Source organism: Streptomyces sp. SID486, from assembly GCF_009865385.1.
Classification (GTDB): Bacteria; Actinomycetota; Actinomycetes; order Streptomycetales; family Streptomycetaceae; genus Streptomyces.
Map to the genome: position 1 here is coordinate 1 of NZ_WWJT01000504.1, position 25459 is coordinate 25459.

A 25459-nucleotide genomic window follows, 5' to 3' on the forward strand; every position below is an offset into this window, starting at 1 on the left:
GGTGCGGCTGCTGACCGAGCCGCGGGACTGGCCCGCGGCGGACCGTCCGCGCCGGGCCGCCGTGTCCTCGTTCGGCATCTCCGGCACCAACGCCCACGCGATCATCGAGGAGGCGCCCGTCGAGGCCCGGCCGCCGACGGACACCGAACCCGACGCCCCTGCGGTCCTGTGGCCGCTGTCCGCCCGTTCCGCGGCGGCCCTGCCCGCACAGGCCGAGCGGCTGCACGCCTTCCTCGCGGACCGCCCGGACCTGCCCCCGGCGGCCGTCGCCCGGGCCCTCGGCACCCGGCGCACCGCCTTCGGCCACCGCGCGGCCGTCACCGGCGGCGACCGGGAGCGGCTGCTGGCCGGTCTGCGCGCCCTCGCCACCGGCGCGCCCGCCGCCACGATCGCGACGGGCAGGGTCAGGCCCGGGACCCGTACGGCGTTCCTGTTCACCGGCCAGGGCGCGCAGCGCCCCGGCATGGGCCACGAACTGCGCGCCCACTACCCGGTGTTCGCCGACACCTTCGACGCGATCGGCGACCGGACCGGCCTGGACCCGGCCGGAGCGCCGGCGGGCGCCGACGCCGACGCCGTCCACCGCACCGAGTACGCCCAGGTGGCCCTGTTCGCCTTCGAAGTCGCCCTGTTCCGGCTGCTGGAGTCCTTCGGTGTACGGCCCGACGTGCTGGCCGGGCACTCGGTCGGGGAGATCGCCGCCGCCCATGTGGCGGGTGTCCTCGACCTGGACGACGCCTGCACCCTGGTCGCGGCCCGCGGCCGGCTCATGCAGGCCCTGCCGGAAGGCGGTGCGATGGTCGCCGTCCGGGCCACCGAGGAGGAGGTGCGGCCGCTGCTGGACGACCGCGTCGCACTGGCCGCGGTCAACGGCCCCACGTCGCTGGTCCTCTCGGGCGAACGGGAGGCGGTGCTCGCCGCCGCGGAGGGCTTCGCGAAGACCAGGCGGCTCACCGTCTCGCACGCCTTCCACTCGCCGCTGATGGACGGCATGCTCGACGCGTTCCGTGCCGTGGCCGAGAAGCTGACCTACCGTCAGCCACGCGTCCCGCTGGTGTCCGCGGTCACCGGCCGCCTGGAGGACGAACGGCTGCGCGACCCGGAGCACTGGGTGCGCCATGTGCGTCAGACCGTCCGCTTCGCCGATGCCGTCACCGCGCTCACCGCCTTCGGCGCCGGCCGTTTCGTCGAGATCGGTCCCGACGCCGTGCTGACCGGCCTCGCGCGCGAGTGCCCCCAGACCGACGACGCCGTCTTCGTCGCCCTCGGCCGCCGCCACGGCAGCGAACCCACCACCCTGGTCTCGGGCCTCGCCCAGCTCTACGCCGACGGCCTCACCCCCGACTGGACCGCGCTCTTCCCCGGCACGAGCCGCCCGGACCTGCCCACCTACGCCTTCCGCCGCGACCGGTACTGGCTGGACGCCGGAGTGGCCCTCACCCCCGCACCGCTCACGGAGCCCGGGCCCGCCACGGCCGCCGAGCCCGCCGGCACCGAGCCGTTGCGGCGGCGGCTGGCCGCTGCCCCGCCGGCCGAGCGGGCGGCGCTGCTGACCGACCTGATCCGGGCCCAGACCGCCGCGGTCCTCGGGCACGCGGGACCGGAGGACGTCGAGCCCGACGCCGTCTTCCTGGAGATCGGCATGGACTCCGTCTCCGCGGCCGAGCTGCGCAACGCCCTCGGCCGGGCCCTCGGCAGGGACCTGCCGGCCGGCGCCGTCTTCGACCACCGCACCCCGGCCGCCCTCGCCGCGGCCCTGCACGCACAGCCGGCCGGCGCCGCCACGGACCCGGGCGGCGGCGCCGACCTCGAATCCGTCAGCGGGCTGGTGCGGCGCGCGGCGGCGGACGGGCGGATGACACAGGCCGTCGAACTGCTGCGCACCGTCGCCGCGATCCTGCCCGGCTTCTCCTCCGCGGACGGACTCGGCGACCTCGCCGACCCCGTGCGGCTCGCCGCCGGAGACCGCGCCCCGCGGCTCGTCTGCCTCCCCTCGCCGATGGCGCTGGGCGGCGCCCACCAGTACGCCCGGTTCGCCCGGCACTTCCAGGGCCGGCGGGACGTCCTCGTGCCCACGGTGCCCGGCTTCGGCCCCGGCGAGGCCCTGCCGCTGTCCGTGGACGCGGTGGTGGAGGTGGTCGTCGAGGGCATCCGCCGGTCCTGCCCGGACGGCCGGCCGTACGTGCTCCTCGGCTACTCCTCCGGCGGCCAGTTCGCCCACGCGGCGGCCGAGATCATGGAGAAGGCCGGACAGCCGGCCTCGGGCGTGGTGCTGCTGGACACCTATCTGCCGGGAGACGACGGCAAGGACGAACTGTGGCGGCAGATGTTCGACGGCATGCTGGACCGGGAGTCCTCCCTCGGCGGCTTCGGCACCGCCCGCCTCGCCGCCATGAGCCGCTACAGCGACCTCATCCAGGACTGCCTGCCGGGCGCCCTGACGGCGCCGGTGCTGTTCGTACGTCCGCGCGAGTCCTTCGCCACCGGCACCGACGACTGGCGGGCGGAGTGGCCCGCGGAACACGAGCCGGCCGACGTCCCCGGTACGCACTTCACGATCCTGGAGGACCACGCGGAGGCCACCGCCGCCGCGGTCGACGCGTGGCTGACCCGTATGCCGGCCGGTTGACGTGAAGGGCCGCCGGCGGGTTCGCCGGCAGACCCGGGAAGTGCCGCGGGGCGCGGTGGCCGAAAGGCCGTCCGCGCCCCGCGGCTTGTGTCACTTGCCGGCCTCACGGAAATGCGACAACCATGCCTCGATATCACAGCGGATACTGTCCGGATCGACACCTAATTGCAGGGAGATTTCGTCCGCCGCCAATTCCGGCTCCCAGTCGCTGCGCTGGAGCGCCAGCCACATCGTCGTACCACGTGGGCCGCATCGGTGCCGCTTGCCGGTGCGTCGGCAGAACAGTTCCAGATATCCGTCGGGCCGGACCTGCGCGGTCAGCTCGGGGTCAGGCCTCCTGGTCATGCGACTTCCCATCTTCGAAGATTTTTCCGACGTCTCCGACGGTACCCGTCCACACGCCGGACGGCACTGGTGCTAACCGATCTGTTCGGAGGTGACCCAGATATTCGGACAGGGTGGTGTGAGTTATCCGGGCCGGGGAAGTTTCCTCACCCTTGACACCGCGACCACGGTGTTTCCCAGCACCCCTGTCGATACCTGGCGTACCGAGGTGGAGAAACCTCTACCTCGAACCGGCCGGACAATGCCAATGTGCCGCAGCCGCGCCGTTCCTAATGTGGTCCGCAGACACCGCGTGAGAAGCGCGATATCTCATAGGGGAGCCCCCAGTGCACACTTCACAGGACCTCCGCCGGGCGGAGGCGGTACGGCTGGACGCCGTGTCGAAAACCTATGGCCGAGGAGACAGCCGGGTGGCCGCGCTCCGCGGGCTCACCATGAGCTTCGCCGACGGCACCTTCACCGCCGTGATGGGCCCGTCCGGATCGGGCAAGAGCACGTTCCTGCACTGCGCCGCCGGGCTGGTCCAGCCCAGCTCCGGCACGGTCACCGTCGGCGGCACCGACCTCGCCGGCCTGGACGACACCCGGCTGACCAAGCTGCGCCGCGACCGGATCGGGTTCATCTTCCAGTCCTTCAACCTGCTGCCCGCGCTGACGGTCATGCAGAACATCACGCTCCCGCTGCAACTGGCCGGACAGCGGCCCGACAAGGCCCTGATCCGCAACGTGGTGCAGCGCGTGGGCCTGGCCGAGCGCCTCGGTCACCTGCCGTCCGAGCTGTCCGGCGGCCAGCAGCAGCGCGTCGCCATCGCCCGCGCCCTGGTGACCCGCCCCGCCGTCGTCTTCGCCGACGAGCCGACCGGCGCCCTCGACACCCGCACCGCCGCCTCCGTGCTCGCGCTGCTGCGCGAGTCCGTCGACACCGCCGGCCAGACACTGGTCATGGTCACCCACGACCCGGTGGCCGCCTCCTACGCCGACCGCGTGGTCTTCCTCGCCGACGGCGCCTTCGCCGGCGAACTGCACCGGCCGACGGCCGACGCGGTCGCCGCCCGGATGACCAGGCTCGGCGCCTGGGAGGACGACAGCCACCGGCAGAACACGCCGCAGGCGTCGGGAGGGCGGTACTGATGTGGCGCCTGGCACTGCGCACCCTGAAGTTCCGCAGGACGAGCTTCGTCGCGACCTTCCTCGCCATGTTCCTCGGCGCCGCGATCGTCATCGGCTGCGGCGGCCTGATGGAGACGGGCATCCGCATGGCGGCCGACCCGCAGCGCCTCCAGGGCGCCCCGGTCGTCGTCACCGGTGAACAGACCTACAGCGGAACCGCCCTGACCGAACGGCACCGCATCGACCCCGCCCTGGTCGGCACGGTCGCCGCGGCCGACGGAGTGCGCGCGGCCGTCCCCGACGTGTCGTTCCCGGCCACCGTCCTCAAGGACGGCGAGCCGCTGACCGGCAAGTCCGCCTCGTACGGCCACGGCTGGGCCGGCGCCCGGCTCACCCCCTATACCCTCGCCGCCGGTGGATCCCCCGCCGCCGGCGGCGAGGTCGTCCTCGACTCGGAACTCGCGCGGCGCGCCGGCGCCCGCCCCGGGTCCACGGTCGACATCGTCGTCCAGGGCACCGACCGGCGATTCCGGGTCGCCGGCATCGCCGAGCAGCACGGTGACCACAACCCGGACGCGGCCGTCTTCTTCACGGACGACGAGGCGCGCACCCTCGCCGGCGGGCGCATCGACTCCGTCGCCGTCCTGCCCGCCGCCGGCCGGAGCGTCGCAGCCGTCGCGGACGCGGTGCGCTCGGCGGTCGGCGACCGCGCCGAAGTGCTCACCGGAGAGCGCCGGGGCCTGGCCGAACTGCCCGGCACCCTCGCGAGCAAGCGCACCGTCGTCATCCTCGCCGCGGTGTTCGGGTCGTCGGTCGTGCTGATCGTCATGTTCGGTGTCGCCTCCACCCTCGGTCTCTCCCTCCAGCAGCGCGCCCGCGAGATGGCCCTGCTGCGCGCCGTCGGCTCCACCCCCGAACAGCTGCGCCGCATGATCCTCAGCGAGACGGCCGTGCTGTCGGTGGCATCCGTACTGCTCGCCCTGCTGCCCGGATGGGCCGTCGGCCGGCTGCTGTTCGCCGTGCTGACCTCCAGCGGCGTGGTGTCGAAGGAGATCGTCTACCACGCCGGCCGGCTCCCGATGGCCGTCGGAGCGGTCGTCACCGTCCTGGCCGCGGCCGGCGCCACCCGCTTCGCCGGCCGCAAGGCCGCCCGCACCGAACCGGTCGCCGCACTGGCCGAGGCCACCGCCGCCAACGACTGGTTCAGCAGGACCCGGCTGCTGCTCGCCCTGTTCTTCCTCGTCAACGGCATCGGCCTGGCCGTCGCCACCGCCACCGTCATGGAGGACGGCCCGACCCTCGCCAGCACCGCCGGACCCGCCTCCGTGCTCTTCTGCATCGGCCTGGCCCTGCTCGCCCCCGGCATCACCAAGGCCATGGTCGTGCTGCTGAAACTGCCGGTACGCGCCCTGTCGGGCCTGTCCGGCCGGCTCGCCCTGCGCAACGCCGCCACCGCCAACGTCCGCATGGCGGGCGCCGTCGCCCCGATCGTCCTGCTCATCGGCATCGCCACGGGCACCCTGTACATGCAGTCCACCGAGGACCACGTCTCCCGCACCTCCTACGACCGCAACATCCTCGCCGACTACGTCCTCGACTCCACCACCGGCGGCTTCGCACCCGGCGTCGCCGGCCAGGTGCGCGCCACCCCCGGAGTCGCCGCGGTCTCCGAGTTCGTCACCAGCCGCGGCTTCGTGGACCGGCCCGGCGGCCCGGCCGAGGTCGACCTGCGCGGCGTCTCGGCCGACGGCGTGCGCCGCAGCCTCGACCTGCCCACCGTGGCCGGCTCCCTCACGGGCCTGCGCGGTGACACCGTGGCACTGTCCGACAAGAAGGCCCGCGAGTACGGCGTCCAGGTCGGCGACCGGCTCCCGATGCACCTCGGCGACGGCACCGCCGTACGTCCCACCGTCGTGGCCCTCTACACCGACAACCCCAAACAGCAGTACCTGACGCTGCCCGCGGCGGCCCTCGCCCCGCACACCGGTGACGGGCTGCCGCACCAGATCCTCGTCCGCGCCGCTGCCGGGAACGGCCCCGAAGTGCACCGGCGGCTGGCCGCGCTGGCCGCCGAGACACCCGGGACCGAACTGGACGACAGCTCCTCCCTGGCCGGCCGGAACAACCAGATCCAGCAGATCCTGGTGTCCGCCAACTACACCATCGTCGCCATGATCGTGGGCTACGCCGCCATCACCGTCGTCAACACCCTGGTCGCCGTCACCCGCAAACGGCGGGCGGAGTTCGGCCTCCAGCGGCTCACCGGCGCCACCCGCGCCCAGGTGATCGGCATGCTGACCGTCGAAGGCGTCCTCATCGCGGTCATCGCCACCGTCCTCGGCACGATCGCCTCGGCGACGACCATCGTCCCCTACAGCCTCGTCAAGAGCGGCTCGTACCTGCCCTCCGGGTCCGTCGGCACCTACCTGGCCATCGTCGGCGGGTCGCTGGCGCTGGTGTTCGGCGCCCCCCTGCTGCCCTCCTGGCGCGGCATGCGCAGCCCCGCCGTGGACACGGTGAAGGCCGCGTGAGCCACCCCCTGGCCGGGCCGTCCCCGCTTCCCCCGAGCGGGGACGGCCCCTCCGTGAGCGGCGGCCGGGGATGGGAACATGAGGACATGAAGACTGTGCCGGTCACGTGGCGCGGCCGGTTCGGCCGCGCCACCCTGGACACCCTGGTCGGCGTGGGCATCGCCACCGGCGCCCTGCTGTCGATCGTCCTCTTCGTCACCACCGCCTACTTCGTCATCCTGTGCCTGATCGGCATCGGCTTCCTCACGCTGCCCTATCTCACCCGGGCCGTGCGCCGGCTGTGCGACCTCAACCGGCGCGCCGCCACCCGCGCCGGAGTCCCGGTGGAACGGCCCTACCGGCCCGAACCGGAGGAGATCGAGAAGGACATCGTCGGCTGGATGCGCCGCTGCAAGTGGATCCTGGCCGACCCCGCCACCTGGCGCGACCTGCTGTGGCTGCTGCTCAACTGCGTCGTGGGCCTGGCCGGCTTCGTCCCGGCCGCCCTCCTCTACTACGCGGGCGAGGGCCTGTTCCTGGCCTGCGGCCTGTGGCGGCCCCTCGCGGACGACGGCCAGGGCCGCTGGTACGCCTCCGTCACCGTCGACAGCTGGCCGGCCGCGCTCGCCGCGGGCCTGCTGGCCCTCGTCGTGCTCGCCGGCTGGGTGTTCCTCGGCCCGCTGGTGCTCAGGGGACACGCCCACTTCGTCCGCTTCCTGCTCGGCCCGACCCGCCGGTCCCAACTGGCCTCCCGGGTACGGCACCTGTCCGAGACCCGGTCCGGCGCCCTCGACATCCAGGCCGCCGAACTGCGCCGCATCGAACGCGACCTGCACGACGGGGCACAGGCCCGGCTCGTCAGCCTCGGCCTGCAACTCGGCGCCGTGGACCGGAAGATGAGCCAGGACCCCGAGGAGGCACGGCGGCTGCTGCGACAGGCCCGCACCTCGTCCGTGCAGGCCCTGCGCGAACTGCGGGACCTGGTCCACGGCATCCACCCGCCGGTCCTCGCGGAGCGCGGCCTGGCCGACGCCCTGCGCGCCCTGGGCCTGGCCAGCCCCCTTCAGGTCACCGTGGTGGTCGACCTGCCCGGCCGGCTGCCCGACCCGGTCGAGTCCGCCGTCTACTTCGCGGTGTCGGAACTGCTCACCAACGCCCTCAAGCACGCCGACGCCCGGCACGTGGAGGTCGTCGCCTGGCGCGAGGACGACATCCTCCACGCCCGGATCACCGACGACGGCCGAGGTGGCGCGGACGCGTCGGCCGGGAGCGGTCTGGAGGGCATCCGACGACGGCTGGCATCCTTTGACGGGGTCCTCGGGATCGACAGTCCTCCGGGCGGCCCGACCGTGATCGAGATGGAGCTGCCGTGCGCGTTGTCCTCGCCGAAGACCTCTTCCTCCTGAGGCAGGGAATCATCCAACTGCTGGAGGCGTACGGGTTCGAGGTGGCCGCCGCCGTCGACAACGGCACCGATCTCGCCGCCGCGATCGCCGAGCACCGGCCCGACGTGGCCATCGTCGACGTACGCCTGCCGCCGACCTTCACCACCGAGGGCCTCCAGGCCGCGCTGCGCGCCCGGCGCGAGCGGCCCGGCCTGCCGATCCTCGTCCTCTCCCAGCACGTCGAGCAGATGTACGCCCGCGAACTGCTGGCCGACGGCACGGGCGGCATCGGCTACCTGCTGAAGGACAGCGTCCTGGACGACGAGCAGTTCATCGACGCCGTGCGCCGGGTCGCGGCCGGCGGCACGGCCATGGACCCCGCCGTGGTCGCCCAGCTGCTCACCAGCCACGCGCGGGACGAGCCGCTGGCCGCGCTCACCGCCCGGGAACGGGAGGTGCTGGAGCTCATGGCCGAAGGCTGCTCGAACACGGCGATCGCCCAGCGGCTGACCGTCACCGAGGGCGCCGCCGCGAAGCACATTTCCAACATCTTCACGAAGCTGATGCTGCCTCCGTCGAGCGACAGCAACCGCCGGGTGCTGGCGGTGCTCGCCTACCTCAACGCCTGAGGCCGTCCGCTGGGGCGGGTAGGGGTGGCCGGTCGCCGCCGCCGCGCGTGAGACTGCTGGGGCCCGCCCGCGCCCCCGCGCAGCCCCCGCCCGGAAGGGAAGCACCCGCCCCATGACCACGCTCACGGAGCACGACCGCCTCTGGATCCGCCGCTACCACCCCCGGCCGGACGCGGCGGCCAGGCTGGTCTGCCTGCCCCACGCGGGCGGCTCGGCGACGTTCTACCGTCCTGTGTCGGCGGCCCTGCCGGCATCCGTGGACGTGCTCGCGGTGCAGTACCCGGGGCGCCAGGACCGCCGGAGCGAGCCGTGCGCCGGCGGCATCGGCGAACTCGCCGACCAGATCACCTCCGTACTGCTGCCCTGGACGGACCGGCCGCTGTTCCTCTTCGGCCACAGCATGGGCGCGACCCTCGGCTTCGAGATCGCCCGCCGGCTGGAACGCGACCACGGCGTCGTCCCGGGCGCCCTGTTCGCCTCCGCCCGCCGGGCGCCGTCCTGCCCCCGCGACGAGACCGTCCACCTGCGCGACGATGACGGACTCGTCGAGGAGGTGCGGCTCCTCAGCGGCACGCACGCGTCGATCCTGGACGACGACGAGCTGATCCGCATGGCCCTGCCCGCGATCCGCGCCGACTACCGGGCCGCCGAGACCTACGTCTACGCACCGGGTCCCAACCTGCGGTGCCCCGTCGTCAGCCTGGTCGGGGACGACGACCCCAAGGTCACCGTGGACGAGGCCCGTGCCTGGTCGCGCCACACGGACACCGCGTCGGAGCTGCACGTCTTCGAAGGCGGCCACTTCTACCTGACGGACCGTCTGGAGGAGGTGCTCGCACTGCTGGTGCGGCACGTGACGCGGACGTGACGACGGTGTCCGCGGACGGCCGCCGTGCCCGGCTGCCGTCGCCCGTGCGCCGGCCTACTCCGGCTGGCTGACGACGCCCTTGCAGGCCGGAGTGTCGTCCGCGACGCCCGGCCGTGCCGCCGCCTTGACGGCGTTGAAGTCCGCCACGTACGCGTCGTGGGCGGCCGAGTCGTCGACCTTCAGCAGCGCCTCGTCGTTCTCCCGCAGGGCCGGCCCGCTGTAATTGTGGCTGCCCGTCCACAGGACCTTGTTCACCGCACCGTCGTACTTGCCGTCGATCAGCAGGTACTTGCTGTGCACGATGCGCGCGGGGGTGGCGGGGTCACCGTCGTGGTCGTCGTAGTAACAGACGGGGGAGAGGCCCGGGGCCGAGTGGAGGGTCTCCCAGGTGCCGGCGGAGCCCGAACTCTCCTTGCTGTCCGTGGAGGTGTACACGACCTCGACGGAGCAGCCGGCCTTCTTCAGCGTGATCAGCTTGTCGGCGACACCCTGCCGGGTGAACTTGAACATGGCGACCCTGACCTTCGTGTGCCTGGTCGCGCCGTCCTGGACGTAGGTGCAGGTGACGTTGTCGAGCGTGTTCCAGATGGTGTCGGTGGAGTTGCCAGTGCCCGGATAGTAGGGGAAGAAGTAGGCCTTGTACGGGCTCCAGGAGCTGGAGGTGTAGCGCCAGTTCTCCCAGTCCTTGCCGACCAGAGCGGAGAAGTACCCGCTGTAGGCGTGGTAGATGCCGCTGTTGCCCGCCACGACGTAGGCGTCGTTCCAGAACGCGCTGTACGCCGAGGGCGACATGTTGGAAGAGGTCTGCAGCACGACGTCCGCCGCGCCGGCCACCTGAGAGAACAGCCAGAACTTGTTGTGGTTGATGGAGGCGCCGAACTCCGGCCGGCCCAGGCACGACCTGCCGGCCGGGCACAGCGTGACGAACGAACCCTGCGTGGTGTCGGTCCCGAGGGCGTCGCGCAGGATGCCGTAACTGGCGTCCGAGGGGCGTGAACTGACGGTCGATTCGTCCAGCACCATCTGGACGTCGACGCCGCGCTGCCGGGCGTCCGCGAGGGCCTGGGCCACCTCCCTGTCCCACAGGTGGTACAGCGCGACCTTCACCGACGAGTTCGCCGGGGCCGATCCGACGTAGGTCAGGATCCTGGTGCGGATGGCGTTCTGCTCGGCCGCCGTCCCGAGCGGGTTGTTGAAGACGGGGCCGGACTGTTCGGTGCCCGCGGACGACGCCACACCCGGCTCGGCGCCGGCGGCCGAGGCCGCCGACAGTCCGGCCGTCAGCAGCGCCACCGCCACGGCGATGGCTCCGGCTCCGCGTGCACCAGGCCGCATGAGGTCCCCTCCCGTTGAACGAGCACGCCGTCCTCGCCCCTCGGGACGGCCGTGCGACTGGTGGATCATGACAGACCCCCCGCACGACAGTCACCCTCGCCGTCACGCCGCAGCCGCCGGCCCCGCACGCACGGCCCCGGCCGGCCCCGGCTCAGCCGTGCACGCTGATCGACCGGGCCGGGCACAGGTCCGCGGCCCGCAGGACCTCCTCGCGCAACGCCGCGTCCGGTTCCTCCCGCAGCACTTCTACGAGACCGTCGTCGTCCTGGTCGAACACCTCGGGGCTGAGCATCGCGCACTGGCCGGAGCCCACGCACCGGTCGCGGTCGGCGGTGACACGCATCTGGGGTTTCCTCCTCGGACCGGCCGTCACCAGGTGACGGGGAGTTCGTAGACGCCGTAGACCATGGCGTCGTCCTTGAACCGCAGCTCCTGCGGTGCGACTGCCAGCCGCAGTCCGGGGACGCGGCGCAGCAGCGTGCCGTACACGGCCTCCAGCTCGGCCCGGGCGAGATTGGCGCCGATGCACTGGTGGATGCCGTACCCGAAGGCCAGGTGGCTGCGCGCCTCCTTGCGGCGGATGTCGAGGGTGCCGGGGTCCGGGAAGACCGACTCGTCGTGATCGGCGGCGTTGTTCAGGGCGAGGATGCCCTCACCGGCCCGGATGGTGACACCGCCGACCTCGAGGTCCGCCACCGCCACCCGTGCCGTGCCGGAGTCGGAGATCGAGAAGACGCGGAGCAGTTCCTCGACGGCGTTCGGCAGCAGCCCGGGGTCGGCCCGCAGCGCGGCCGCCTGCTCCGGATGCCGCAGCAGGGCCAGCACACCGAGAGCGATCATGTTGGCGGTCGTCTCGTGGCCGCCGACCAGCATCAGCCGGGCCATCGTCACCACGTCGGCGTGGTCGGCGACCTGCTCGGCCCGGTTCTTCTCCAGGAAGCGGCTGATCAGGTCGTCGCCCGGCTCGCTCTCCTTGAGTGTGACCAGCTTGTCGAGGTACGCGTCCAGCGCCTGCACCGCGGCCCCGTACTCGGCCGGGCTCAGGTCGTGGTTCATCATCGCCGCCGACCACTCCTCGAACCGGGCGTGGTCCTCGTAGGGGACGCCGAGCAGTTCGCAGACGACCAGGGACGGCACCGGCAGCGCCAGGGCGGCGACCAGGTCCACCGGGCCGCCTTTCGCCAGCATCGCGTCGATGTGGTCGTCGACGATCTGCTGGATGCGCGGACGCATCTCCCGCACCCGCCGTGCGGTGAACTCCGGTATGAGCATGCGCCGTTGCGCGGTGTGCTCCGGCGGATCCATGTTCAGCATCATCAGCCGGACCTGCGCCAGCATCTCCTCGGGGATGTGGAACTGGTGCGGATAGCCCGGAAGTTTGAGGTTCGAGCTGGCCCGGCTGTCACCCAGCACCTGCCGGACGTGCTCGTGCCGGGTGACCAGCCAGGCCGGCTTGCCGTTCACCTTCAGGGCGGCCCGTGCGACGGGCTGGTCGGCCCGCAGCCCCGCGTACTCGTGCGGCTCGCTGAAGGGGCAGGTGCGCCGCATCGGGAACTGCGGGAGCGGCGCCCCCGTCTCGGGCGCGGTGTCGGCGGACTGGGTCATGGCTGCCTTTCGGGCGGGGGCGGTGACGGAAGCGGGCTGCGGCACGGTGCGGGGTCCGGCCGTCACCAGGTGACGGGCAGCTCGTAGAGGCCGTAGACGATGGCGTCGTCCTTGAACCGCAGCTCCTCGACGGGGGTGGCCAGGCGCAGCGTGGGAACCCGCCGCAGCAGCGTGGAGTAGACGACGTCCAGTTCCATGCGGGCCAGGTTCTGGCCGATGCACTGGTGGACGCCGTAGCCGAACGCCACATGGCTGCGGGCCTCGCGCGTCACGTCGAGCCGGTCGGGGTCGGGGAAGACGCGCTCGTCGTGGTTGGCGGCGTTGTTCAGCGGCAGGATGCCCTCGCCGGCCCGGATGGTCACCCCGCCCAGTTCCACGTCCTCCAGGGCGACCCGTGCGGTGCCCGCGTCGGAGATGGAGAAGAACCGCAGCAGTTCCTCGACCGCCTTCGGCATCAGCTCCGGCTCCGCGCGCAGGGCGGCGAGCTGGCCGGGGTGCTCCAGCAGGGCCAGCACGCCCAGGGCGATCATGTTGGCGGTCGTCTCGTGCCCGGTGACGAGCATCAGCTTGGCCATGCTGACGATGTCGGAGTGCTCCACCGCGGGCGCGTTCCGGTTGAACTCGATCAGCCGGCTGATCATGTCGTCGCCCGGCTCGCTCTCCTTCGCGGTCACCAGCCCGTCGACGTACCGGTCGAGTTCGTAGTGGGCGCGGCCCCGGTCCTCTTCGCTGATGTCGTGGTTCATGATGGCCCACGCCCACTCCTCGAACCGGCCGTGGTCCTCGTAGGGGACACCGAGGAGTTCGCAGATGACGAAGGACGGCACGGGCAGCGCGAGCGCGGTGACCAGGTCCACCGGGCCGTCGGCGCCCTTGGCGAGCATCTGGTCGATCTGCTGGTCCACGATCTGCTGCACCCGGCCGCGCAGCTCGCGCATCCGGCGGACGCTGAACTCCGGCGCCAGCATCCGGCGTTGCACGGTGTGGTCCGGGGGATCCATGGACAGGAAGGTCAGCGGCACCGACTGGAGGGTCTCCTCGGGCACCGGCACCTGGAGGGGATAGCCGGGGAGCTTCAGGTTGGCGCTCACCCGCGTGTCACCGAGCAGTTTCTTGTACAGGTCGTGCCGGGTGACCAGCCAGGCGGGCTTGCCGTCGACCTTCAGCCGCGCCCGGGAGACCGGCTCGGTCTCGCGCAGCCCGGCATAGGCGGCCGGCGGGCTGAAGGGACAGGCCCGCCGCATCGGGAACTCCGGCAGCGCGGCCTCGTCGGCCGGTTCGGCAGGTGCAGTCATCATGTCCTCTTCGCGCGGGAGGGAACGGGACGCGCCGGCGTCGGAGCGGCTCCGGGCTCGGCGCCGGTGCGGCGCTGTCGGCCGTCCCCCGCACGCTAGGCAGCCGTGGCCGAGGACCCCAACCCCTAGGCGCCCCTAAGGCGCCGCAGCACCTCCGGCGTGCCCCGGGCGGTGCCCGGACACCAGGTCGGCCTCGCCCGAGCCCCGAGCAGAGGAGAAACCTGCCCGGCTCGTCCGCTGCCCCACCGACCACGGCGCCGTCGACGTCGTTCTCCCCGCTCCACCGAGAGCGCGACCAGCACCTCACGAAGGCAAGCTGATCGGTGCCCGGTGAACATCCGTGATCGCCCAGGGGCCGCACGGCTACGGTCCACTCCATGCGCAGTGTTTTCGTGTTCCCCGCGGGTGAGCGTGCCGAGACCGTCGCGTCGCTCGATCGACATCTGCCCGAGCAGTGCGATCCCTGGACCATGGAGGGCGACCTCTACATCCGGATCGACGATGAACAGGCGGGCCACCTCTTCTCCGACTGGGATCCCGCGGACGTGGCTGCCCTCGAAGCGGCCGTCGGGCATCGTCCCAGCTGGGCAGTGCAGATCGACATCTCCGGACGAACCGACGGCACCACAGAGGTTCACCAACTGGTCGCGCTGCTGCTGCGACACGGAGGCGTGGCGACCGACGACTATTCCGCCCACCCCTGGACCTTGCAGGAAATCAAGTCCGGAGCAGTGAAGGACGGGCTACGCTTCTTCGACTGTCGCGCGTACTACGAACTCAACCGCGAGTAAGAACCTTCCCTGACTCGATCACCACGCAACGGCAAGTTCGGAGAAGCCTGCGTCCGCTGCCCTCTCCTCCACCCGGTCCCGCCCGGCGACCGACTGCACGTACTCTCTTTCCGATCCTTCGTGTGACGGCGTCGGGATGGGAAGCGGCCCCGCGAACCAGCCCCGAAGTGAGTCCCTGTTCCTGCGGATACAGTGAACAGCCGGCGCACGGCACCGACATCATTCAATGAAGTTCAGTAGCAGCAGACCTACGGGCCCGGCCACGGCTTCCGATGTCGGGTGCGGATACCGGCCTGCGCCCGGAACCCGCAGCGTGAAATCATCAAACGATGACCGAACCGAGCCGCGACGACGGCCGCCCCTTCCGGCGCGAGGGCGAGCGGATCGTCAACGAGATCGCCCAGGGGCTCCGCTCGTTGGAGGATGGTGTGGCCTGGTTCTCCGGCCTCGTCCCGGCACGCCGGCAGGCGGTTCTGCTGCAAGTCACCGGCTACGCGATGCAGGCGCACATCACGGCTGCGGACGGCCGTGCGGGGGTGGCGCGGTCCGGTGTGAAGCCCACGGCCAACCCCTCGGTGATGATCTGCATGGACCCGCCCCGTTACGGGTTCGCGGGCCTCCCCTCCGCCGAACACGTCACGGCGTTCCGCGTCCTCGTCTCCGTGTTCGCGGTTGCGGACGCTCGCCGCCGCGAGACGTACTGCAAAGGGGTCTGCGGACATGCGTGGCACAACCTGCCGGCGGAAACCGAACAGCCGTAGCATCGGCCGTTCCGGCTCTGGCCGGACGGCACACCGGCCGGCGCCTCCCGTGTGGCGCCCGGTCAGCCGACCGGGGCTCGTTCCGGTGTGGCCGCCGTCCGCGCCGACGCGAACCGGAAGGACGTCCGCCTGCCCGCGCTGCGCCTGGGTGAAGGCGCCGACGGGGGACCACTGGGACGAGAGCCGATGCGGCGGACGGGCGTGCGCTGCTGCGACCCCTCGCGGGGAGAACCCAGCCCCCTGCGGCAGTGATGGGGCCGACATCACACGGGTCAGGCCGAAAGCCCGGTCACGGGTACCGAGAACGACGAAGGCCAGGTGCAGCGTCGCTGACTTCGGCCACGACCCCACCCGTCTCGGGTACGGCACCCGGACCTCTAGGGGCGGTTAGGGGTCTGGTGGCGGCGCGGGGGCGGTTAGCGTCGGCTGCGGACCGCCGGTGCGGAGCGCTCTCAGCACCGGTTCTCCGGTCCCGGCCGGCGTCCCTTCCCCCGGCGGCCGCCGCGTCCCGCAGCCGAGCAGAGGTGATCAGCGTGTCCCCGGAACCCAGCGCGAAGGGCACCGTCCCCTTCCGGGAGTACCGGACCTGGTACCGGGTGACCGGTGAACTCGGCGCGGGGCGCCCGGCGGTCGTCGCCGTGCACGGCGGCCCGGGCAGCACCCACGACTATCTGCTGCCGCTCGCCCGCCTCGCCGAGGACGGCTGGCCGGTCGTCCACTACGACCAGCTCGGCAACGGCGGCTCGACCCATCTGCCCGGCAAGGACGCCGGGTTCTGGACGGTCGAGCTGTTCGAGGACGAACTGGCCAACCTGGTGCAGCGGTTGGGCATCGCCGACGACTACGTGCTGTTCGGCCAGTCCTGGGGCGGCCCCCTGTGCGCCCGGCACGCCATGACCGGCCCGCCCGGCCTGCGGGGGCTCGTCGTCGCCGACGCGCCCGCCTCGTACCCGCTCTGGCTGGAGGAGATGGCCCGGCTGCGCGCCGGGCTGCCGCCCGAGGTGCAGCAGACGCTGCTGCGGCACGAGGCGGCCGGCACCTACGACAGCGAGGAGTACCTCGCGGCCATGCGGGTCTTCTACGACCGCCATGTGTGCCGCCTGACGCCGTGGCCCCGCGACTTCCTGTCCTCGTTCATGGAGACCTACAACGACCCCACCGTGTACTACGCGATGAACGGGCCCAACGAGTTCCACGTCATCGGCTCGCTGAAGGACTGGTCGATCATCGACGACCTGCACCGGATCAGCACCCCGACCCTGCTGGTCAGCGGCCGCCACGACGAGGCGACGCCGGCCGTCGTCCAGCCGTACCACGACCACATCCCCGGAGCGCGCTGGGAGATCTTCGAGGAGTCCAGCCACCTGCCGCACCTGGAGGAACCGGAGCGGTTCTTCGAGGTCATGACCGACTTCCTCAAGAGCCTGTGAACGCGCGGCAGCCCGTCCCCGCGCACCGGCCCGCGAAAGGGGACCGCGCCATGGCGCACGACACCGCACCGGACGCCGCGCAGGACACCGCACCGGACACCGCAGTGGACGCCGAGCACGACACCGCACCGGACGCCGCGCAGGACACCGCACCGGACACCGCGCAGTACGCCGCCCCCGCCGGCGCCCGGGACGCCGCCCACGGCACCGCCCTCGTCTTCCCCGGCATGGGACCTGTCCCGTTCGCCGAGGTGGGCAGGTTCATGGTGGCCAACCCCTTCGCCCGGGAACTGGTCGCCGTCGCCGACGAGGCGCTCGGCTACTCCCTCGTGGACGCCTTCCGCACCTCCCCGGGCGACTACTCGGAGGCCGCCCAGGTCGCCTTCTTCGTCAACTGCCTCGCCTGCGCCCACTGGGCCCGCGAGCACCTCGGCGTCGAACCGGACATCGTCGCCGGACCCAGCTTCGGCGAGAAGGCGGCCATCGCCTACACCGGCGCCCTGGCGCTGCCCGACGCCGTCACCCTGACCGCCGAGATCGCCCGCTGCCTGGAGGACTACTTCGCCGAGGAGCACCGGGACATCGTCACCCTCTCCTTCGTCCGCGCACCGCGCGACGGCCTCGACGCCGTCCTCGCGGAGCTGACGGAGGCGGGGGAGTGGCACGAGATCTCCTGCCACATCGACGACGGCTTCTACATGGTCTCCCTCTCCGAGCACCGCGTGGCCTGGCTCGAGGAGCGGCTGCGCGGCATCGGCAGCCTGCCGCTGTACACCATGCGGCCACCCCTGCACGCCTCGGTGTTCCGCTCCCTGCGGGACAAGGCCGCCCGTGAGGTGGTGTCCCGCTACACCTTCGCCGACCCCCGGCTGCCCGTGGTCGCCGACCAGGACGGCAGGCTGCTGCGCACCGGCGAGGAGCTGCGCACCATGCTGCTCGACGGCTTCGACCACCCGATGAACTGGCCGAGCGTCACCGCCGCCCTCAAGGACGCCGGTGCCCGCCGCCTGTGTGTCGCCGGGCCCGACAGCCTCTTCGGCCGGGTGCCCTGCGCGACCCGCAACTTCGACGTCGTCGCCGCCCAGCCGCGGCTGGCGATGACCCCCCGGCGCCGCTCGCGCGCCGCCTGACCCGCCCGACCCGTAGGAGGCCCTCCATGTGGGACGACCAGTTCGAACAGATACTCCGCCCCTTCCTGCCGTTCCTTCCGCCGCAGGAGGAACTGACGCCGGAGTCCGACCTGAAGGATTTCGGCCTGGACTCGCTCGGCACCGTCCAGCTCCTCGGCACACTGGAGGAGGGCTACCAGGTCCGCTTCCGCGACAGCGCGCTCAGCATGGACACCTTCCGCACCGCCGGCGTGCTGTGGGACACCGTGCGGGGCATGCTGCAGAGCACCGCGAGCTGACGGGCCGCCACCGTGGACCCCACCATGGACGGCACGCTGTCCGGCCGGTTCGCGCGCGGTCTGGCCCTCGCCCCGGACCGGCCCGCGCTGCGCGCCGACGGCGTCGAGGTCACCTACCGCGAACTCCACGAACGCGCCCTGGTCCTGGCCGGTTCCCTGCTGGCCGGGTTCCCCGGCCGGCCGGGAGCCGTCGGCGTCCTGGCCGGCAAGGGGCCCACGGCGTACGCGGCCCTGCTCGCCGGGCTGTACAGCGGCGTCACCGTCGTACCGCTCCAGCCGGCCTTCCCCGCGGCCCGCACCCGGCAGATGATCGAGGCCGCCGGGGTCGGCGCGCTGCTCGCCGACGACGACGCCCTGCCCGCCCTCACCGCGCTGCACGCGGACGGCGTCGGCCTGCCGGCCCTCTTCGCGCCCGGGGGGCAGCCGATGCCGGTGCTCACCGTCGACACGGACAGCGCCCTGAAGGCCCCCATGCCCGCCCGGCCCGCCGACACCGCCTACGTGCTGTTCACCTCCGGCTCCACCGGCCGGCCCAAGGGCGTGCCGGTCACCCACGCCAACACCGCCCACTACTTCCGGCTGCTCGACGAGCGCTACGACTTCGGCCCGCACGACGTCTTCTCACAGACCTTCGACCTCAACTTCGACTGCGCGATGTTCGACCTGTTCTGCGCCTGGGGCGCCGGCGCCGCCGTCGTGCCCGTACCGGCCCGGGCCTACGCGCACCTGCCGGAGTTCGTGGCGGAGCAGCGCATGACCGTGTGGTTCTCCACGCCCAGCGCGATCACCCTGGTGCGCCGCACCGGTGGTCTCACGCCGGGGGCGCTGGCGTCGCTGCGGTGGAGCTTCTTCGCGGGGGAGGCGCTCAGCTGCAAGGACGCCGAGGACTGGGCCGCCGCCGCACCGGGCGCGACACTGGAGAACCTCTACGGCCCGACCGAACTGACCATCACCGTCACCGCGCACCGCTGGACGCCGGGACGGCACCTGAACGACATGGTGCCGATCGGCGCCGTCCACCCGGGCCACGAGACCCTGCTGCTGGGCCCCGACGGCACGCCGACCACCGGTGACGAGGGCGAACTGTGCATCGCCGGCCCTCAGCTGACCCCCGGCTACCTCGACCCGGCCGACGACACCGGACGGTTCCTGACCAGGGACGGCCACCGCTTCTACCGCACCGGCGACCGCGTCCGGCGGTCCGGCGACGGCGGCTGGCTCTACCTCGGCCGCCAGGACGCACAGGTCCAGGTACACGGCATACGGGTGGAACTGGCCGAGGTGGACGCCGCCGCGCGCACCTGCCCCGGCGTCGAGGACGCCGTGACCGTGGCCGTACCCGTGGACGGCACCGTGGAGCTCGCCGTCTTCCACACCGGCGCGCCCGTGCCGCCCGCCCGGCTCGCCCGGCACCTGCGGGAGCTGCTGCCCGCCGCCGTCGTCCCGCGCGCCTACCACCACCTGGACGCGCTCCCGCTCAACTCCAACCGCAAGACCGACCGCAGGAAGCTCGCCTCCCGGGCCTCGGACATGCGGCAGCCCGCCACAGCGGGAGGCTCACACGAAAGGCGGCACGAGTCGCAGTGAACGGTCAACCGACAGCGCAGGCCCGCACCGACGCCCGGCTGCACGACCTGCTCGACGAGGCCACGGCCGAGCGCCCCGACGCCCCGGCGGTCGCCGACGGCACCGGCCGCTGGACCTACCGGGAACTCACCGCCCACAGCCACGCCGTCGACGCCTGGCTGGAGGAACAGGGCATCGGCCACGGCGACCGGGTGCTCGTCCAGCTGCCCAGCACCCGCGAACTCGTGGCGCTGCTGTACGGCACCGCCCGCCGCGGCGCCGTCCTCGTCCCCGTCAACACCGGCATGAAGGACTACCACCTGCGGGCCGTCGTCGGGAACGCCGAGCCGTCGCTGGTCGTCGTCACCGACCCGGCCGTCGACCGGATCACCGCCCTCGCCGACGGGGTACCCGTGCTCGGCCTCGGCGCGGTCCGGCGGCGGATCACCGCCCTGCGCGAGCGCGAGGCCCGCGCCGGCGGCGCCGACGTCGGCCCCGAGGACATCGCCGTCCTCGTCTACACCTCCGGCTCGACCGCGGCCCCCAAGGCGGTGATCTGCCCGCACGGCCGGATGGTCTTCGCCACCGAGGCCATCAACCTCGAACTCGGCTACCGCCCCGACGACGTGGTCTTCTGCCGGTTCCCCATCTCCTGGGACTACGGCCTGTACAAGGTGCTGCTCACCGCGGCCGGCCGCAGCGAGATCGTGCTCGCCGACGGCGAGTCCGACCTGGTCCTGCTGCGCCGCATCCGGGAGACCGGCGCCACCGTCGTGCCGATCGTGCCCTCCCTGGCCACCATGATCTGCGCCCTCGCCGAACGCGAACCCGGCCAGGAGTCCCGGGTGCGCATGTTCACCAACACCGGTGCCGCGCTGGCGAAGACCACCGCCGACGGGCTGCGCACCGCTTTCCCCGGCGCTGAGGTGGTCATCCAGTTCGGACAGACCGAGTGCAAGCGCGTCTCCGTGCTCCCGCCCGCCTTCCAGGACGCCAAACCCGACTCGGTCGGCCGCCCGCTGCCCGGCACCCGCGCCTTCGTCGTGGACGACGACGGCACCGAGCTGCCGCCCTGGCGGACCGGCGAGATCGTGGTCGAGGGCCCGCACGTCATGCCCGGCTACTGGCGGGCCCCGGAGCAGACCGCACGTGCCTTCCGCCCCGCGGCCGACGGCGGACTCAGGCTGCACACCGGCGACTTCGGCCATGTCGACGAGGACGGCTTCCTCTACTACGAGGGCCGCCGCGACGACATGTTCAAACACAAGGGCGTGCGCATGAGCACCACCGAGATCGAGGCCGCCGCCACCGACGTCCCCGGGGTCCGGGCCGCCGCCGTGCTGCCGCCCGCCGAGGGCCGCGACCTCGCGGTGTTCGCCGAGGGCGACATCGACCCGCACGCCCTGCTGAAGGAACTGTCGCTGCGGCTGGAGCCCGCGAAGGTGCCCGGCGTCAGCCGTGTCGTGGCCGAGCTGCCGCTGACCCCGCACGGCAAGCACGACCGCAAGCGGCTCGCCCGCCTCCTGGAAGGACCCACCCCGTGACCGGCCCCACCGAACTCGCCGAGCGCTTCGGCACCCCGTCCTACGTGTACGACCTGGACCGGGTGGCCGCGGCCCGCGACGACCTGTTCGCCGCGCTGCCCGACGAGGTCGAGGTGTTCTACGCCGCCAAGGCCAACCCCCACCCGGAACTCCTGCGCGAGCTGCGCTCCGGCGGCGCCCGCGGCTGCCGCGCCGAGATCAGCTCCGTCGGTGAACTCGGCGCGGCCCTGGAGGCCGGCTTCCCCGGCGACCGGATCCTGTACACCGGACCCGGCAAGACCACCGAGGAACTGACCGAGGCGCTGACCCGCGGCGTCCGGCTGTTCTCCACGGAGTCCCCGGGCGACCTGCGCCGCGTCGGCGAGTGCGCGCTCGGGCTCGGCCTCACCGCCGACTGCCTGATCCGCGTCAACAACGCCACCGGCGCGGCGGCCACCAGCATCCGGATGACCGGGGTGCCCTCGCAGTTCGGCTTCGACAGCGAGACCCTGCCCGGCCTCGCCGCCGAACTGCGCGAGGTGCCCGGCACCAGCATCGCCGGACTGCACTTCTTCCCGCTGAGCAACGCCAAGGACGAGGCGAGCCTCATCGCCGAGTTCCGCCACACCATCGCCACCGCCGCCGCCCTCCAGGACGCCCTCGGCGTCACCTTCCGCTTCGTCGACATCGGCGGCGGATTCTCGGCGCCCTACGCCGTGCAGGGCGAGCGGCCGGTCTACGGCGAGCTGTGCGAGGCCCTCGCCGGGACACTCGACGAGCACTTCCCCGGCTGGCGCGGCGGCGCCCCCCGGATCGCCTGCGAGTCGGGCCGCTACCTCGTCGCCGACAGCGGCACCCTGCTCACCTCCGTCGTCAACGTCAAGGACAGCCGCGACCGGCGCTACCTGGTCCTCGACGCCGGCATCAACACCTTCGGCGGCATGTCCGGCCTCGGCCGCATCATGCCGGTCTCCGTCGAGCCGTACGAGTCCGTGGGCGCGGACGGCACCCCCGCGAGCCTCGCCGGTCCGCTGTGCACCCCGGGCGACCTGCTCGGCCGGGACGTCCCGCTGCCCGAACTGGCACCCGGCGACCTGCTCACCGTGCCCAACGCCGGTTCCTACGGCCCCACGGCCAGCCTGCTGATGTTCCTCGGCCGGCCCGCGCCCGCCGAGATCGTGGTCCGCGGCGCCGAACTGGTCTCCGTCTCCCGCATCCGGCACACCCGAACCTACGAACACGGACAGGCCCTGTGATGAGCCCCATCCCCTTCCCCACCACCGCTGCCGGTGACCAGCCCGTCCTCGTGGCCGGCGGCATCTCCGACTCCCACACCTGGAACCTCGTCTACCTCCAGCTCCTCCTCGAAGAGGAGGGGCACCGCGTGGTCAACCTCGGCCCCTGCGTCCCCGAGGACCTGCTCATCACCGAGGCCCTCGCCCACCGCCCGGCCCTCATCGTGGTCAGCAGCGTCAACGGCCACGGCTACCACGACGGCATGCGCACCGTCACCCGGCTGCGCGAACACCCCGGACTCACCGACGTGCCCGCCGTCATCGGCGGCAAGCTCGGCATCGCCGGTCCCTGCGGCAGCGACGAGGTCGACGCGCTGCGCGCCGCCGGCTACGACGCGGTGTTCGACGACAGCGCCGAGGGCGTGGCCGCGTTCCGGCAGCTGCTCGCGACGCTGCCGCAGCGGGCCCTGGTGTGACCGGCGTCGGGTTCGGCGCGTTCGTGCGCCGGGCTCACGACGCCGGCCGCCTGGTGGTCCAGCCCCGGATGGGGATGAGCAGTCCGGAGCGGATGCGCGCCGGACTGCTCGCCACCCGGGACGCGGCGGCGACCACCGTCGGCACGATCACCCTGGACAGCTACACCCGGGTCGGTGACCTGGAGTCGGCCGGACTGGCCGTCCTGGAGGGGGTCGCCCTCAACGGCTACCCGATCGTGAGCCACGAGACGACCACCACCCTGAACGTGCTCGACGGCATCCACGGCCCCGGCTTCCCCGTCCAGGTCCGGCACGGCTCGGCCGCGCCGCAGGACATCTTCCGGGCGCTGACGGCCGTCGGACTCGACGCCTCCGAGGGCGGCCCGGTCTCCTACTGCCTGCCCTACGGCCGGGTCCCGCTGCGGGACTCCGTCGCCCACTGGGCCGCCTCCTGTGAACTGCTGGCCCACCTCGCCGAGTCCGGCGCCGAACCGCACCTGGAGACCTTCGGCGGCTGTGTCCTCGGCCAGCTCTGCCCGCCCGGCCTGCTCGTCGCCGTCAGCTTCCTGGAGGCGCTGTTCTTCCGCCGGCACGGCATCCGCAGCATTTCGGTGAGTTACGCCCAGCAGACCGATCCGCGCCAGGACGCCGAAGCCGTGGCCGCGTTGCGCGCCCTGTGCACCCGGTTCCTGCCGGACACCGAATGGCATGTCGTCGTCTACGCCTACATGGGGCTCTATCCGGAAACGGAGGACGGCGCCTACCGGCTGCTCGGAAAAGCGGCCGAACTCGCCGTCAGCAGCGGATCCGAACGGCTCATCGTGAAAACCGTCGCGGAATCCCGCCGCATTCCCACCGTGGCGGAGAACGTCGCCGCCCTCGAACACGCGGCAGCGGTCGCGGCGCGCACCCCGCGCGCCCCGCTGGACGGCACCGGCACCCAGACGTACGCCGAGGCGTCGGCGCTGGTGAACGCAGTGCTGGAACTGGACGACGACCTCGGTACGGCGCTGCTGGCGGCGTTCGCCGAGGGACTTCTCGACGTTCCCTACTGCCTGCACCCGGACAACGCCGGATCCAGCCGGAGTTATATCGACGCGGACGGCAGGCTGTGCTGGGCCGACATCGGGAAGATGCCGCTGAAGGGTATCGCCGACGTACGCCCGAAGCAGGCGGTCACCTCCGCGGGACTGCTCGAATCACTGTCCTATGTGCGCCGTTCCCACGACCGGTACGACCCCGCGGACACGCGGGCCCGTGCACCCGCCCGCCCCTAGGGGTGCTTAAGGGTGTGGCCTTTCGGGGGCCGTCACTACGGTGTGGAAAAAGGTGAGGAAAACCGGTGTCGGCCGAAAGTGGAGATGCGTGGATGAACGGGCCCGGACACGACTCAGCGCTGGCACGGCGGCTCGCCACTGCCGTACCGTCCCAGCACCGCAGGCTGGTCACCGAACTGGTACGGACCGCCGTGACCGAGGCGATCGAGGCGGCCCGCCCGGGCACGGTGGACTCCCTCGACCCGGCCGCCCCCTTCTCCGCACAGGGACTCGACTCGCTCGCCGCCGTCGACCTGCACCGGCGGCTGACCGAACGAACCGGCCTCGACCTGCCGGTGGCCCTCGCCTACGACTGCCCCACCGTGCAGGACCTCGCCGCCCGGCTGCTCGCCGAGGTGCACGGGCACACGGACGACCCGGCCGGGCCGGCCGGTGACGACACGTCCGGCGAACCGGTCGCGGTGGTCGGTATCGGCTGCCGCTTCCCCGGCGGCGTCTCCTCGCCCGCCGACCTGTGGCGGCTGCTGACCGACGGCGGCGAGGTCCTGTCCGGCTTCCCCCGGGACCGCGGCTGGGACCTCGACGCCCTCTACGACGAGGACCCCGAGGTCCCCGGCAGCGCCTACGTCCGCAGCGGCGGCTTCCTCGACACCGCCACCGAGTTCGACGCCGACTTCTTCGGCATCAGCCCACGCGAGGCGCTCGGCATGGACCCGCAGCAGCGGCTCGTCCTGGAGACCTCCTGGCAGGCCCTGGAGGACGCCGGCATCGACCCCACGGCCCTGCGCGGCACCCCGGCCGGCGTGTTCCTCGGCGCCGAGATGCAGGAGTACGGCCCGCGCCTGCACGACGCACCCGACGGACTCGACGCCTACCTGCTCGCCGGGAACGCGGGCAGCGTCATCTCCGGCCGCGTCGCCTACGTCCTGGGCGCCGAGGGACCGGCCGTCACCGTCGACACCGCCTGCTCCGCGTCCCTGGTCGCCGTCCACCTGGCCTGCCGTTCGCTGCGCCAGGGGGAGTCCTCGCTCGCCCTCGCCGGCGGGGTGGCCGTCATGGGCGGCCCGGGTGTCTTCACCGCCTTCAGCCGGCAGCGCGGTCTCGCACCCGACGGCCGCTGCAAGGCGTTCGCCGCCGCTGCCGACGGCACCGGATTCGCCGAGGGCGTCGGCGTGCTCGTCCTGGAACGGCTGAGCGACGCCCACCGCAACGGCCACCGTGTCCTCGCGCTCGTCCGCGGCTCCGCCGTCAACCAGGACGGCGCCTCCAACGGCCTGACCGC

General features: G+C 72.6%; 22 protein-coding genes. 17 read left to right on the forward strand and 5 right to left on the reverse strand.

Features of this window, described 5'->3' with window-relative positions:
- The coding region (locus GT045_RS23525) for an alpha/beta fold hydrolase (RefSeq protein ID WP_161335345.1) at nucleotides 1-2629 on the forward strand (2629 nt) is incomplete at its 5' end.
- A gap of 90 nt (nucleotides 2630-2719) precedes the next feature.
- Here the strand turns inward: GT045_RS23525 and GT045_RS23530 are convergent.
- The gene (locus GT045_RS23530) at nucleotides 2720-2974 is read right to left on the reverse strand and encodes a hypothetical protein (protein ID WP_161298472.1); all 255 of its coding nucleotides are present in this window, start codon (nucleotides 2972-2974) and stop codon (nucleotides 2720-2722) included.
- Nucleotides 2975-3300: 326 nt separating this feature from the next.
- Between GT045_RS23530 and GT045_RS23535 the strand changes: the two genes are divergently transcribed.
- The 5 genes from GT045_RS23535 to GT045_RS23555 all read left to right on the forward strand — a co-directional run bounded on the left by GT045_RS23535 (nucleotide 3301) and on the right by GT045_RS23555 (nucleotide 9475).
- Complete coding sequence (locus GT045_RS23535; protein WP_161335346.1) at nucleotides 3301-4104, forward strand: ABC transporter ATP-binding protein; 804 nt, start codon at nucleotides 3301-3303, stop codon at nucleotides 4102-4104.
- Entirely contained in the window at nucleotides 4104-6614 is a 2511-nt protein-coding gene (locus tag GT045_RS23540; RefSeq protein ID WP_161335347.1) for an FtsX-like permease family protein, read from the forward strand. The genes GT045_RS23535 and GT045_RS23540 overlap by 1 nt, the downstream gene beginning before the upstream one ends.
- Nucleotides 6615-6700: 86 nt before the next feature.
- Nucleotides 6701-7999, forward strand: a complete 1299-nt coding sequence (locus GT045_RS23545) for a sensor histidine kinase (protein WP_202515536.1) — start codon at nucleotides 6701-6703, stop codon at nucleotides 7997-7999.
- Nucleotides 7963-8607, forward strand: coding sequence for a response regulator transcription factor (locus GT045_RS23550; protein WP_161290623.1), 645 nt, complete (start codon nucleotides 7963-7965; stop codon nucleotides 8605-8607). Before GT045_RS23545 ends, GT045_RS23550 begins: the two co-directional genes overlap by 37 nt.
- A 112-nt stretch (nucleotides 8608-8719) precedes the next feature.
- Nucleotides 8720-9475, forward strand: a complete 756-nt coding sequence (locus GT045_RS23555; protein WP_161335348.1) for an alpha/beta fold hydrolase — start codon at nucleotides 8720-8722, stop codon at nucleotides 9473-9475.
- A 54-nt stretch (nucleotides 9476-9529) separates the two neighbouring features.
- On the opposite strand, the gene GT045_RS23560 is transcribed toward GT045_RS23555, so the two are convergent.
- From GT045_RS23560 to GT045_RS23575, 4 genes are all read right to left on the reverse strand, one after another.
- Nucleotides 9530-10810 carry a phospholipase D-like domain-containing protein gene (locus GT045_RS23560; protein WP_161335349.1) on the reverse strand — a complete coding sequence of 427 codons (1281 nt, stop codon included), beginning with the start codon at nucleotides 10808-10810 and terminating at the stop codon, nucleotides 9530-9532.
- A 151-nt stretch (nucleotides 10811-10961) separates the two neighbouring features.
- Nucleotides 10962-11153 carry a ferredoxin gene (locus GT045_RS23565; protein WP_161335350.1) on the reverse strand — a complete coding sequence of 64 codons (192 nt, stop codon included), beginning with the start codon at nucleotides 11151-11153 and terminating at the stop codon, nucleotides 10962-10964.
- A 26-nt stretch (nucleotides 11154-11179) separates the two neighbouring features.
- The gene (locus tag GT045_RS23570) at nucleotides 11180-12415 is read right to left on the reverse strand and encodes a cytochrome P450 (RefSeq protein WP_161293812.1); all 1236 of its coding nucleotides are present in this window, start codon (nucleotides 12413-12415) and stop codon (nucleotides 11180-11182) included.
- Between the two features lie 62 nt (nucleotides 12416-12477).
- On the reverse strand, nucleotides 12478-13710 hold the full coding sequence (locus GT045_RS23575; RefSeq protein ID WP_202515960.1) for a cytochrome P450: 1233 nt from the start codon (nucleotides 13708-13710) through the stop codon (nucleotides 12478-12480).
- Nucleotides 13711-14087: 377 nt separating this feature from the next.
- Here GT045_RS23575 and GT045_RS23580 point away from each other — a divergent pair, with 377 nt between their 5' ends.
- The 11 genes from GT045_RS23580 to GT045_RS23630 all read left to right on the forward strand — a co-directional run.
- Nucleotides 14088-14501 (forward strand): hypothetical protein, encoded by a 414-nt coding sequence (locus tag GT045_RS23580; RefSeq protein ID WP_161335351.1) that lies wholly within the window; start codon nucleotides 14088-14090, stop codon nucleotides 14499-14501.
- A 329-nt stretch (nucleotides 14502-14830) separates the two neighbouring features.
- Nucleotides 14831-15262, forward strand: coding sequence for a DUF5958 family protein (locus GT045_RS23585; RefSeq protein WP_161335352.1), 432 nt, complete (start codon nucleotides 14831-14833; stop codon nucleotides 15260-15262).
- Between the two features lie 533 nt (nucleotides 15263-15795).
- Nucleotides 15796-16692, forward strand: a complete 897-nt coding sequence (locus GT045_RS23590) for a proline iminopeptidase-family hydrolase (protein WP_161293804.1) — start codon at nucleotides 15796-15798, stop codon at nucleotides 16690-16692.
- Nucleotides 16693-16919: 227 nt separating this feature from the next.
- Nucleotides 16920-17822, forward strand: coding sequence for an ACP S-malonyltransferase (locus GT045_RS23595; protein WP_161293816.1), 903 nt, complete (start codon nucleotides 16920-16922; stop codon nucleotides 17820-17822).
- 26 nt (nucleotides 17823-17848) lie between these two features.
- Nucleotides 17849-18100, forward strand: a complete 252-nt coding sequence (locus GT045_RS23600; RefSeq protein WP_161293802.1) for a phosphopantetheine-binding protein — start codon at nucleotides 17849-17851, stop codon at nucleotides 18098-18100.
- Nucleotides 18101-18124: 24 nt separating this feature from the next.
- Nucleotides 18125-19687 (forward strand): amino acid adenylation domain-containing protein, encoded by a 1563-nt coding sequence (locus GT045_RS23605; RefSeq protein ID WP_161335353.1) that lies wholly within the window; start codon nucleotides 18125-18127, stop codon nucleotides 19685-19687.
- Nucleotides 19684-21210, forward strand: a complete 1527-nt coding sequence (locus GT045_RS23610) for an AMP-binding protein (RefSeq protein WP_161287334.1) — start codon at nucleotides 19684-19686, stop codon at nucleotides 21208-21210. Before GT045_RS23605 ends, GT045_RS23610 begins: the two co-directional genes overlap by 4 nt.
- A complete protein-coding gene (locus tag GT045_RS23615) occupies nucleotides 21207-22445 on the forward strand; it encodes a type III PLP-dependent enzyme (protein ID WP_161335354.1) in 1239 nt (412 codons plus the stop codon). Before GT045_RS23610 ends, GT045_RS23615 begins: the two co-directional genes overlap by 4 nt.
- A complete protein-coding gene (locus GT045_RS23620; protein WP_161287336.1) occupies nucleotides 22442-22900 on the forward strand; it encodes a cobalamin-dependent protein in 459 nt (152 codons plus the stop codon). Before GT045_RS23615 ends, GT045_RS23620 begins: the two co-directional genes overlap by 4 nt.
- A complete protein-coding gene (locus GT045_RS23625) occupies nucleotides 22897-24177 on the forward strand; it encodes a methylaspartate mutase (protein ID WP_161335355.1) in 1281 nt (426 codons plus the stop codon). The genes GT045_RS23620 and GT045_RS23625 overlap by 4 nt, the downstream gene beginning before the upstream one ends.
- A 92-nt stretch (nucleotides 24178-24269) precedes the next feature.
- A partial coding sequence (locus GT045_RS23630; RefSeq protein ID WP_161335356.1) for a type I polyketide synthase occupies nucleotides 24270-25459 on the forward strand: 1190 nt, incomplete at its 3' end.